An 11,966-nucleotide genomic window follows, 5' to 3' on the forward strand; every position below is an offset into this window, starting at 1 on the left:
GAGATCCATGATGAAAAGGCGTTTTCATGCCCTGATTTTCGCGTGCGTCATTGTCAGCCCGCTGGCGCACGCCGGTATTCCGGTCCTTGTTGATGCTGACCCACTGCGTGAGCTCGAATGGCTAAAAGAAGCGCAGCGCTGGATGCAGACCGCGCAACATTATCAAAGCCAGATCCAGGCGTATAAAAATCAGTTAGCGACGGCCACCGGCGTCCGGGATATTGCAGATTTTGTGGATCAGGCGAAGAGTCTGAAATCGGATCTGGAAAAACTGCGCAAGCCAGGCCAGACACTCAATGACCTGCTACTTTCCGGCGGCACCTCAGGACAGTTCGATGCGCTGTATACGAAGTACCGGGTTTTCGATACCTGCAATGCCGAACAGTCAGGACGCTATGCTGATACCTGCAAACAGCTAGTCATCAATAAGGCGATCCAGCTTGAGCAGACTGACGAGATCCAGGAACAGGTCAGCCAGACACTGGGCGAGATTAACGGCCTCTCGAACCGTATCGCACTATCCAAAGACTCAAAGGAGTCTCAGGACCTTGCCAACAGTATTCAGCTAAAATCAGTGATGCTGAACACGCTCACTGACCAGTGGGAAATGAGCGTTAAGGCAGCAGAAAAGCGCGAAAAAGTCGTGGAGGATGTGCGTATTAAACAGTGGAATCAGCAACAGTTAACTGCGCCAACCCCTGATTTAAGCGGCTAAAGGAGTCTCACATGCGTTTATTAACCTTTTCTTTCCTGTCCTTATTACTCATCATCAGTGGCTGCAAAGAAGAAGCCAAAACCACTCAGTGGTACAAAGATCATCCCGATGAGCTCAAAGCGGTGTATGAAAAATGCCAGAAAACCGGCGATGCCTCAGATAACTGTAAAAACGCCAATGAAGCCCATTATCAAATTCAGCAGTTAAATGCCCCCACTCCCGACCTGAACTCATAGTGAGGTTAATATGCCCGGTGGTGTATTTATCGGTGTTGAAAAACATCTGATAGGAGGAGTTACTGACGCCACAAAGGGACTGATGATGTCATACTCCTCCATGATGGTGGGGCTGGCGGCAACGTCAGCCACGCTCTATATCATGTGGCGTGGATACCAGACCCTGGCAGGTAAGTTGTCCACACCAATGGAGGATGTCACGTGGGACATCATCAGGATGGCAATTATCCTGTCCTTTGTGGCAAATGTCAGCGGTTATCTCGATGGGGTTATTGATGCCATTAATGGCCTGAAGGAGGGATTTTCCGGCAGCGATAATATCTGGCAGTTACTGGATAGTTTATGGGGTAAAGCGAAGGTATTAGGTAAAACATTACACGACATGGATAACTCAACGTACATAAAAGATGAGGGAATGACCGCTCAATTTTATGTCTGGCTCGGGATATTCGTTTTAATGATTATCACCGCCTTTATTTCAATGATCGCGGAAGTCATGGTTTTACTGCTGAGTATTACAGCCCCCATATTTATATTTTGTCTGCTGTATGGTTTTTTACGCCCCATGTTTAACAACTGGCTGCAAAATGTGTTCGCCGCCATCTTAACGGTTCTGTTTTCTGCGTTGTCGCTGCGCATTGTCGTCAATTATTTAAACTCGCGGTTAGATATTGCAACACAACTGTCTGCACAATCCAACATTGTGGAGCTAGGTGCACAGGTCTGTCTGGCCGGTGTCTGCGCAGCAATAATGGTTTACCTCTCCGCAAAACTGGCCGGAGCGCTGGCCGGGGCCAGTGCAACCGTCTCCATGCAGGGGCTGGCGGCGGTGGGTATTGGTGCGGCGGCGTTTGGTGCCGGGAAGCTGGCAGCAGGAGCCGGAAAGCAGACTTCTCGTACCCTTCACGACAACATCCAGGGCTGGAGGGATGCCAGTGCGGGTAAACCCGGCAGCGGGCCAGGATACAGCGCAGCTCAGGCACGTAAGAATGCGATTGAACAGATGATCGCCCGCAACGAAGCCCGGCGGCTGGCGCGATAAAGAGAAATAGCCGTTCAGAAATTCCATCGTTAAACCTGTCATACCCGGCCGAAATACTCCCGTTAATCCCTCCGGCTAAAACATAACCCTGTTTTCATCTCACTAAGGAAACACCCCATGAAACGCTTGATTGCGCTGGTTTTGCTGTGCTCGCTTTTCGGATGCGCGCAGTCCCCCCGTCCCCCTGCCTTTGATAGTCATGGCATCCCGGTGAACACCCCTCAGATAATGGCGGAGTTAAACAGTCATGAGTGAACAGACCCTCATTGCGGATTCGCGCACCTTTGAGCAGCAGATGATTGAGCGGGACAAACGTGCCACGAAAGCCGGGTTTATGGTAGGTGGTGCAGGCCTGCTCATCGCCGTACTGGCGCTTATCGCGTTGGTGCTGATGTTGCCGCTGAAACAAACGGTCGTGGAACTGTACACCGTGGATAATCATACCGGGCGGGTGGAGCACATCACCCGTGTGTCGAAAACCAGTCTGACGGCAGAGGTCGCTTATCAGAAGGCGATGACGTCCAGTTACGTCAGGCTGCGTGAACGGTACGTGTACCCTTCCCTGCAGGACGATTATGCAACAGTACAGATTTATAACAGTCCTCAGGTTAACGATGACTACCTGGCGCTGTATGCCGGAAAAGATGCCCCGGACAAGGTCTGGCAGAACGCGGCTCATACCGTGCAAATCGACATTCTGTCAAACCAGATCACCTCAGGCACGGATCCCGATAAAGTTGCCACCCTCCGTTACAAAAAGACCATCCGCCGCCTCGCAGACAACAACACCCGCACCGAATACTGGGATGCCCGTCTGACATTTCACTCCGACCCCGGCAAAGAAATGGGCGATACGGAGCGGGAGATTAACCCGTTCGGTTTTACCGTGACCAGCTGGCAGGCAGACCGTGAAATCCGGGGAGGTGAATAATGAAAAACATCATCCTTATCATGCTCACGTTGATGATGTATAGGACGGCATGGTGCGCGGCCATCCCGCAGTCCAGCCGCTATGATGCCCGCGTTCAGCAGGTTGTCTATAACCCACTGAACGTTACTGTCGTCAACACCCGGCCCGGCTTCATGACCACGCTGGTCTTTGACAGCGACGAAGCGGTTATCAGTGCCAGACCCGGTTTTGAAGAAGCGTGGGAAGCCACACCGGACGCCAACCGAGTCAACGTCCGCCCGGTGGCGCTCGTTCAGGGCGCGTCCGGCGCGGACGGTAACACCACGCAGGTGGTGATCCCCCCTAACAGCCAGGACTGGCATACCAACATGCTGATCGTCACCACCCGTCGGCTGTACAACGTCGAGCTGAACGTCATCGATGATAAGTCACCGCAGCAGCCCGCTTTCCAGGTGAGTTACCGTTATCCGGGTGAAGCACAGGAAAAGGCCAGTCGTGAGACAGCGGCCAGAATGCGGGAGCGGGAGCAAAAACAGCACCAGGCTGATATTCAGCAGGCCCTGAATGCCGCGCAGACGCCACGCAACTGGGACTACCTCAAATATCCGGGGCGTGACAGCACCCGTATCGTTCCAGATTTCGCGTATGACGATGGCCGTTTTACGTTCGTGGGCTTCTCTCCAGCCAAATCTATTCCCTCCGTGACAAAAGCGCTGAACGGCCACGAGCATGTGGTTAACAGCAGTATCCGCAGAAAAGGCAACTTCACCGTATTGGTCATTCAGGAGGTCACGCCCCGTCTGATCCTGCGTTCCGGTAACGCCGTAGTCGGCCTGGAAAATCGCGGTTTCGGCAGAGTCCAGACCGCTGATGGTGCCACGGTTTCACCGCATGTCGAACGAGTGGAAAAGCCCGCAACCCACTGACAACTGAGGAGTCATGCTGATGAACGATGAACACCCGCATCCGGAGCCTGATGGCTCGGTGCCTTCTCAGGCACAACGAGATGATGATATTGCCACGCTGGAGCGCGAGGCCCGAGCAAGGCGGGAAACGGCGCTTCTCACCGCGCAGGACGATGAAGAGAACGACCCGCTACAACCCGCCGTCAATAAACTGAAAAAGCGCAGGCGTGGGAAAGCCACCGCGTTTCTGGCGATCGCCGCCGTTGCGCTGATTGCGCTGGCATGGGCGGGCAACTGGGTATATCGCAATCTACTCTGGCAACCCGGTGAAGAGAAGCGGCAGGATGCTACGCCACAGCCGAACCGCAGCGATTACCGGCAGCGTACCGATCTGGGTACGCAAGATACCGGGGCCGAAGCATCCGAACCGGCAGAAAACAACCCGCGCATGACGACAGCCCCGGAGCCTGAGATGCCGTCTCAACTTGATAAAGCCCATTTTTTGGTTCGGCGTGATGGTTCAGCCGCTGCGGCTCAAAACCCGGTCCGGACCAGGCAGCAGGAGATGACACAGGCAGCCTCTGCCAGACAACAACCAGACACCACGTCGCCACCGTCGGAACCCTCCCCGGCAGCAGTCCGGCGTATTCCTTACAACCCGGACCTGTACGTCCCGGAAAATACCGCTATTCCCTGTTCACTGGATTACCGCTTTGTCTCGGATCGGGCGGGGAAAATCCGCTGCACGATCGCCGACGATATCTGGAGTGCCAGCGGTAATACGAAGCTGATTGAAAAAGGGACCACCGCCACGGGCATTTACCAGACGGGTGCAGAAACCGGAATGACGCACGGACAGGGACGCGCCTTTCTCATCATCACAAAGCTGCGTACCCGCCAGCCCCCTTATCTTGATATTCCGCTGGTCGATACCCGCGCTGCCGGAGGGCTCGGCGAGGCTGGAGTTGATGGCTGGATCGACACGCATTTCAGGGAACGATTCGGCGGCGCATTACTGGTTGGTATGATCCCTGATATTGGGGCATGGGCATCCAACAGCGCCGGTCAGAAAGATCGTAATACGGACTATACAGAAAACAGCCGTCAGGCGATGGCGGATATGGCGCGAACCACGCTGGAAAACAGCATCAATATCCCACCAACTCTCTACAAAAATCAGGGTGAGATCATCAATCTGATCACTGGGCAGGATATTGATTTTTCCGGCATCTATACGCTGAGGATGAAGAGTGAATAATCGAAAATTTCTGTTTGGCGTCACCGCGACAGACGTCATCGTAAGGGACGATTACAACAATGCCGTAGTCAACGACATAATGTCACACCTTCGCGGGATCAGGAGAATAGTCATGACATGTTATCGTGCCGGGGACGCATTGACAGAGCTCATGATTGACTCACGAGAAGGACAACCGTTCTGCCTCACCATCGGTGAAGGTTCTCTGGACGTAGCACCTTTTACCTCGGACGATATCCGGCTGACACATAAGCAGATATCGCTGCCTGACGTCACCGATATTATCATTCTTGTGACGACATTAGCCCGCTATGCCGGACTATCCCCATCCTTCTCCGTTGATGGAGAATCATCTTCCTTGCTGGAGTTCAGCTCGTAATAAATCGCCAGTTGGCGCAGCTTTGATATTTCAAGGTTGATAACGCTTTTTCCTGTGCTGTTTTCCCGTTCAGAAACAACCGGATTGAGCAGAAATACACGGAAATATCTGACGTTTTCTGTGTCCAGAATTTCATCGATATAATGACCAAACCGGCCTTTCGCCATCAGATCTTTACTGACGTACAGGCGAACAGGTTTACCCTCATGTTTATCAAAGAAATTAATAAGAAAACCCCGCCCATACCGATGCATCAGGGTCCCACCGCCATAGATGACACCCGCGTACGGGTTAGTCAATCCTCGCTGAATATGCGTTATATATTCATGAAGATAGACCTGACTGTGGTGCATGATCCTGAGTCTCAACGCCCTGAACTCATCCTGAGGCAGCGTTTCTTTCGCTTCCTGCCATGTGTCGATAAGTCGCTGAAGCTGGTTAGTTCGCGTATAGCGACTCCAGCGGGGCTCTTCATCTGTACCAGGCTTATCATCATCCCCGTCAGTTTTTTTTACATGTGCAGGAGTAGCAAGCTTAACGGGATCGGCTGGCTCGCCATCAGGATCATCAATTGAAGGATCAAAGCAGTTGATATAGTCCGTCAGCTTTTGCTTTGCTTTTCTTTCCGTGAAATCAGCTTCTGATTCGTCCGGACGTCTGTCCTGATCGGCATCTTCGGTGAACTCGACCCATTCACATCCGAACTTGTGAGGATGGGGTGAACGGAAGTGTGCAGCCTTGAATTTTTCACCATCTTCAGCTTTGACGTGATAGTTAACGCCACTGATGGTGACATTACAGTTGCGATCGCTACAGGAAAAAGTGAACCGCTTTCTTTCTTCCGGCTTTCTGGAGAAAAATTCCGTTCGCGCTTCATCAATGGACAAGCAGCGCCCCAGTTCATGGCAATAAGCGAACAGTACCTTCGTCTTCGACATGCTCCCTCCACACATTTATCCGATTCAAGGATATCACATGAAAAACATCTCTCTCGACCGCTATAAGCAGCGATTTTTTGGCGATTTTCTGGCGCTTACCGGACTGACGGAGATCGCCGTTAATCGTCCGGGTGAGCTTTTCACCAAAATTAACGGCATTTGGGAACAGCACACCGTTCCGCTGGATTATGAGGGCTGCTACAACTTTGCCAGATGCCTGGCGAAGCATCACGGCGACAATATCGAAGATATCAAGCCGGGGCTATCAGCCACGCTGGAATCCGGCGAACGTTGTCAGGTTATAGTGCCCCCGGCCTGCGAACGTAACACGGTGTCCATTACCCTGCGTAAACCCTCACAGGTGCAAATCCCGCATCAGGACTATATCGCCGCCGGGTTTTATAACCGGGTGACGGGCACGGAAAAAACGCAGACGCACGATCAGGAATTACTGGCCTTATATAACGCGAAGGACATTCCGCGCTTTATGGAGAAATGTGTGGAATACGGTAAAACCATTGCGGTGGCCGGGGAAACCAGCACCGGTAAAACCACCTATATGAAGATGCTGATTGGTTATATCCCCTGCCACCTGCGTATTACGACCATTGAAGATAATCCGGAAATCACCTTATTTATGCATAAAAACTACGTCCACCTTTTTTATCCGTCGGAATCGGCAGATGAAAAAGGGTCAATTGTGACGCCCACCAGCCTGCTGCGCTGGAATTACCGCATGAATCCCGACCGCATACTGTTAACCGAAGTACGCGGCGGTGAGGCCTGGGATTTTCTCAAGATAACCGGTTCAGGCCATGAAGGCAGCATGACCTCTATCCATGCCGGTTCGGCAATGGAAGCGGTAGACGGGTTTATTACCCGCTGTTATGAAAACCCGCAATGCGCCCGACTCCCTTACACCTTTATGTTACGCAAGGTACTGGACAGTCTGGACGTTATCGTGAGTATCGACCTGGACGGTAATGTGCGCCGGATGAATGATATTTATTTCCGGCCACTGCACCGCAGTGCCTTTTTTGAGGAGATGAAAGCATGATGAAGCGCATCAATATGCTGCTATTTTCGCTGGTACTTTCCGGCTGTTCTTCACCCCCGTCACCGATGCCTGTTGAATGGGATAAACCGGGCCAGTCAGTCAATACCGGTTTACCGCAATGGCGAGACAACCCGGTTATCATTCCTTCACCGGTGGTTAAAGATAAATGGTTATTATCCATTCACGCACGGAATTTTAATGAGACACGCTGGATGCCCGCAGTATTTTACGCGGTCGCCCACTCTGCGCGTATTGTTGTTGCTGCACCATCAGGCGCAGAATTCTTTACTGCAAAAAACTGGTTGCGTCGGTATGGCGCAAAAGGCGTTATTGAATATCAGCCGGTCTCTGACTGCCTGACATGCAACGACACCCGCATTTATTTCTCACATTAAATCCTCCCCTCACATCCTGAAATTAATCTTACGGTAAGGTATCCATCATGAAATATTCCGCTATTGCGGCAGCAGTACTGTGCATTGCTGCCGGGACGCCTGTTTATTCTTTCGCTGCCGACCCGTGCGAAGTTGTGCTTTGTATGTACGGTAAGGCAACCGGAAACAATGGAGGAAGTGAATGTCGTTCTGCGGAGCGTGCTTTCTTCAATATCATTAAAAAGAATAAACACGGTTTTTTACCCAATCACACGCTCAATACCAGAAAAGCTTTCTTGGGTGAATGTGCCAGTGCTGACCCGGAGGCAGTGAATAAAATCCTGTCCAGGTTTGGCAGGGTCAGAGGCTAATACAACACTGCCGTTATCTTAATGTATTTCCCTGCATGGAGAAACAAAAGTGGATAAAGAAGACCTGTTTATTTCCAACATTCACTCAACGCATCACGACAGAATATCTGTCACGTGTATCTATGATTCTCTGTCAAAAAAAGCACATCAAGGATGCGGACTTTACTACGAGATATATGAGAGCCGATTTATCGGTTTATTGCGACATCATCTGTCACAGCTTAATGAATCGGACGCAGAGAAGCTCAGGCGGTATGCTGAAAGTCAGGGAATGAAAATCGATGATGAAACGTACCATGCGGCATTAAACGCGGAACAGGAATGCCGGGCTGAAATAGCCCGCGAACAGATGTGAATCACAAACATTGATAATGTATCGAATGACGCCACAGACTGACAGACGGCGGGTTTCAGGCGTGCTTATTTTTGGCTTCAATTTCGGAGAAATTGTTAAGCCGGAAAATAAACACGTGGAGCGCGGACAGAAAATTCAGTTTCGCAGAAATTGCTAATTTTCAGGCACTGCGCCCACCTGCGAACATTCGCCCAAAGCGAATTGAGCAGGCCGGGGGGAGCCGAATAAATTTCGCCGCCCCAGCGAGCGAAAAGCTGTCGCCCACGACAGCGGTTTATTTGGGGGGCTTGCCCCGCACACCGTCAAGCCAGGTCATATTTTCCGCCCCAGCGGGGAATATTACCGATCAGGCGCGACCAACCCCTTTAAAGCAGCGTTCCCGTTTTTTAGAGCTTGCGAGAAAAAACAGGCGAAACGCGCGTCTTAAAGGGGTTGGTCGCGCGTAGCGTGCGACGGTGTGCCGCCTTTGACCCTTAGGGGTTTTGACGCGGCGTCCAGCCACGACACTACCCCCATGCGGCAGGCAATAAGGACGTCCAGCCCGCATGTACTGGCGCACGCCGTTTCGTGCAGGGAAGCACGCTTTCCTGCATATGGCCGTACAGCGGCCACCTTCTTTACCCCATACGCTCGCCCCGCCTTTTCGCCCGATACCGTGGGGCGAATTGATGGGGCGATGTCGTGGGGCGAATGGCTGACGAAGGAGACACCATGATGTTAAATAAGCTTGCCGCTTCACTGTCGCCGATAGTGAACGGGATGCTGGCGCTGCTCACTTTTATGCAACAGCAGCAACTGATGCTGGCATTATTAGCAGGGCTGACAATGCCGTTTTTTGCGTCGATGAAAAGGGATGAACGGCAAAATGCCCCGTTATGGAAAAAATTGATTATCACTTTTTCCCTGCTGTGTTTTCTCTTCGGCACGATGGCTCCGGTAATTATCGGATTCTTTCAGTGGTTCTTTAAAATCAGATTCACCGGTGATAATACGGTACTGGCCTGGTCAGTACGGATTGCATTCACTGTAACTGGGATTATTTTTCATATTATGCTTCGCCGGGTACTCACGCCGGAACTGGACAGGATGAAGAAACGCCTTGTTAAAAAGACCACCCTTGAACGGGAATTACGTACTGATGTCCGCACCGTAAAATCCCTGCTGCCGGAAACACTGCATTATGACCCGCTGCATTATATCGACCTGAGTAAAGGGCTATTTATCGGCATGGGCAGGGAGAACGAACCAATGTATCTCCCGTTAAAAGACTGGCAGAAACAGCACGCGGATATTATCGGCACCACCGGAGCCGGTAAAGGGGTTGCCACCGGGATATTGCTTTACCAAAGTATTCTGGCCGGTGAAGGTGTGTTTGTTATGGACCCCAAGGATGATGAATGGGCACCCCACCTTTACCGCAAAGCCTGCGAGGATGCTGGCAAGCCTTTTGCCTTAATTGACCTGCGGAAACAACAATACCAGTTAAACCTGATTGAAGATATCACGCCAGATGAACTGGAAGAACTGTTTGTTGCAGGGTTCAGCCTAGCGGAAAAAGGACAGGAATCAGACTTCTATCGTATTGATGACCGAAAAGCCGCGCGTATGGCCGCGCAATTTGTCAGTGATAACCCATCGGCAACTCTCCGTGACGTTTATAACGGTGACTACGTTCAGAGCATTGCCGAAAAAATCAAAGCTTTTTTCGGTAAGATTGAAGAGCTGGCATTATTACATACCATTAATTCACCGGAAGGCTTTTCACTTAAACAAATGTTTGATGAAGGCGGCTGTTGTTATGTTATCGGCTCCATGCGAAACAGCAAAATTATTACCGCCCAGCGCATGTTACTGGTTCGCCTGTACCAGTTAGCAGAAAGTCGCGACCGTGTAACAGACGTCCCCCGCCCCATTGCTATTTATCTTTCCGAACTGAAATACCATTTATCCAGGCCAGCGCTGGAAGGTTTAGGTGCGGCGCGGGATAAAGGCGTTCATATTATTATGGACCACCAGTCCATTGCCGATTTAAAAGACTGCCCGGCAGATTTGAAAGGTGACGCCGTTGTCGGTGCGGTCGTTGAAAATGCCAAATTCAAACTGGTTTACCGGGTTATGGACCCGGATACAGCGGACTGGGTGGCGAGAATGTCAGGCACGATCCTGGTGGATGACGAACTCCGTAAGGCCAAGACGGATAATATGCTGACGGAAACCATCGACAGTGAGCGCACAATCCGCCAGGCCGAACGTTTCTTTATTGACAGCAATATGATCCTGAACCTGCCCGATTTTGTCAGCTTTATCTTTACGACAAAAATGCTACCTTCTGCCTCACTGATCTCGCCGATAAAGGTCAGAAAGCGTCAGCTAAAAATCTTTTCAGTTTCCTCTGATATTACCGCAGCGGCAGCCCCGGTGAAGGTCATGCTGGATTTTGGCGAGGATGATAAATCAGCCATGCCGGATGTGATGACAACGCACCCGGCTCTTTTCTTCGACGAAAGCGAAGTAAAACCGGCAAAGCCGAAACCTGATGATGAAGAATACCTATCCCCGCTGGATTTTTAAGGAGCGTTTATGCTGATTTCGTCATTTAACGAGCGCCAGACGCGTAACATCGAAAAAATAAAACAACTGCTGAACTTCCTGAAAGAAGAAACCTACAGTGATTTTAAAACGCTGATGCAGTTATTTGGTTTCCGGGATCATAAGTCGCTTTATTCGCTGCTGGCAAAAACGGAGCGAATGGGGTTAATCCATAAGCATGTGCTTGAATCACGGACAATGAAGATTTCATTATGGGGGATCACCAGCGACGGGCTGGCGGTGGTGTTAAGCCCGAATGATAAAATCTTTCCTGCGCGGTTTGAACCATCAAAAATCACCGGCTGGACGCTGGAGCACCATCTTGATAATCAGGCCGCCAGGCTTATTCTGGAGAAGAAAGGCGCTTCGGGATGGATTAACGGCGACCAGGCCAACTTTCTCAGCCAGTATCAGGTAAAACATCGCCCGGACGGATTACTGACGCTGCCCGACGGTAACGTTATTGCCATTGAAACCGAGCGCCGCCTGAAAACCAGAGCCCGTTACCAGTCTATTATCGCCAGCCACCTGCTGGCCCGTACACGCAAGCACTGGATTTATGTTTTTTATGTCATGCCTGACCCACAGAAAAAACGGGCACTTGAACTGCTGTTTGACAGCATCAGGCATGTCATCATCAACCATCAGCACGTCCCGCTGGAAGAGCGCCACCGCCGGGTGTTTCTCATTTATACCTTTGATGAACTGAAACACCTGTCATTAGGCAGATATACGTAAGCTTTTACTCAGGCCACCGAGATGGCCTCACCGGCCTGGTGACGATACCACCAGGCCGGACGATTTTTTTATTCCACTGCGAGACGCAGACTGTTCGGT

General features: G+C 51.2%; 13 protein-coding genes. 12 read left to right on the plus strand and 1 reads right to left on the minus strand.

Annotated features, from left to right (window positions below; all coding sequences use genetic code 11):
* Positions 1-10 precede the first annotated feature (10 nt).
* The 6 genes from SPE70_RS17335 (at position 11) to virB10 (ending at position 5,066) form a co-directional block, all read left to right on the plus strand.
* Positions 11-715, plus strand: coding sequence for a TrbJ/VirB5 family protein (locus tag SPE70_RS17335; protein WP_324726717.1), 705 nt, complete (start codon positions 11-13; stop codon positions 713-715).
* A gap of 11 nt (positions 716-726) precedes the next feature.
* Positions 727-951, plus strand: a complete 225-nt coding sequence (locus SPE70_RS17340) for an EexN family lipoprotein (protein WP_117341811.1) — start codon at positions 727-729, stop codon at positions 949-951.
* A 10-nt stretch (positions 952-961) separates the two neighbouring features.
* Entirely contained in the window at positions 962-1,993 is a 1,032-nt protein-coding gene (locus SPE70_RS17345) for a TrbL/VirB6 family protein (RefSeq protein ID WP_324726376.1), read from the plus strand.
* A gap of 247 nt (positions 1,994-2,240) precedes the next feature.
* A complete protein-coding gene (locus SPE70_RS17350; protein WP_324726377.1) occupies positions 2,241-2,924 on the plus strand; it encodes a VirB8 family type IV secretion system protein in 684 nt (227 codons plus the stop codon).
* Positions 2,924-3,829 (plus strand): P-type conjugative transfer protein VirB9, encoded by a 906-nt coding sequence (virB9, locus tag SPE70_RS17355; RefSeq protein WP_324726378.1) that lies wholly within the window; start codon positions 2,924-2,926, stop codon positions 3,827-3,829. Before SPE70_RS17350 ends, virB9 begins: the two co-directional genes overlap by 1 nt.
* Before the next feature lie 19 nt (positions 3,830-3,848).
* The gene (virB10, locus tag SPE70_RS17360) at positions 3,849-5,066 is read left to right on the plus strand and encodes a VirB10/TraB/TrbI family type IV secretion system protein (RefSeq protein WP_324726379.1); all 1,218 of its coding nucleotides are present in this window, start codon (positions 3,849-3,851) and stop codon (positions 5,064-5,066) included.
* Between the two features lie 309 nt (positions 5,067-5,375).
* Here virB10 and SPE70_RS17365 read toward each other — a convergent pair whose 3' ends face one another.
* The gene (locus SPE70_RS17365; protein WP_324726380.1) at positions 5,376-6,383 is read right to left on the minus strand and encodes a hypothetical protein; all 1,008 of its coding nucleotides are present in this window, start codon (positions 6,381-6,383) and stop codon (positions 5,376-5,378) included.
* 37 nt (positions 6,384-6,420) lie between these two features.
* On the opposite strand from SPE70_RS17365, the gene virB11 reads away from it, so the two are divergent.
* From virB11 to mobC, 6 genes are all read left to right on the plus strand, one after another.
* Positions 6,421-7,440, plus strand: coding sequence for a P-type DNA transfer ATPase VirB11 (gene virB11, locus SPE70_RS17370; protein ID WP_324726381.1), 1,020 nt, complete (start codon positions 6,421-6,423; stop codon positions 7,438-7,440).
* Positions 7,437-7,835, plus strand: coding sequence for a cag pathogenicity island Cag12 family protein (locus SPE70_RS17375; protein WP_324726382.1), 399 nt, complete (start codon positions 7,437-7,439; stop codon positions 7,833-7,835). Before virB11 ends, SPE70_RS17375 begins: the two co-directional genes overlap by 4 nt.
* A 47-nt stretch (positions 7,836-7,882) precedes the next feature.
* Entirely contained in the window at positions 7,883-8,185 is a 303-nt protein-coding gene (locus SPE70_RS17380; protein WP_324726383.1) for a TrbM/KikA/MpfK family conjugal transfer protein, read from the plus strand.
* 49 nt (positions 8,186-8,234) lie between these two features.
* Positions 8,235-8,540, plus strand: coding sequence for a dpoa decarboxylase (locus tag SPE70_RS17385; protein ID WP_324726384.1), 306 nt, complete (start codon positions 8,235-8,237; stop codon positions 8,538-8,540).
* 711 nt (positions 8,541-9,251) lie between these two features.
* A complete protein-coding gene (locus tag SPE70_RS17390; protein WP_324726385.1) occupies positions 9,252-11,111 on the plus strand; it encodes a type IV secretory system conjugative DNA transfer family protein in 1,860 nt (619 codons plus the stop codon).
* A 9-nt stretch (positions 11,112-11,120) separates the two neighbouring features.
* Positions 11,121-11,867, plus strand: a complete 747-nt coding sequence (mobC, locus tag SPE70_RS17395; protein WP_324726386.1) for a MobC family replication-relaxation protein — start codon at positions 11,121-11,123, stop codon at positions 11,865-11,867.
* Positions 11,868-11,966 lie beyond the last annotated feature (99 nt).

This window comes from Klebsiella sp. ZJOU C1, from assembly GCF_035620215.1.
In the GTDB taxonomy this organism is placed as follows: domain Bacteria; phylum Pseudomonadota; class Gammaproteobacteria; order Enterobacterales; family Enterobacteriaceae; genus Klebsiella; species Klebsiella variicola.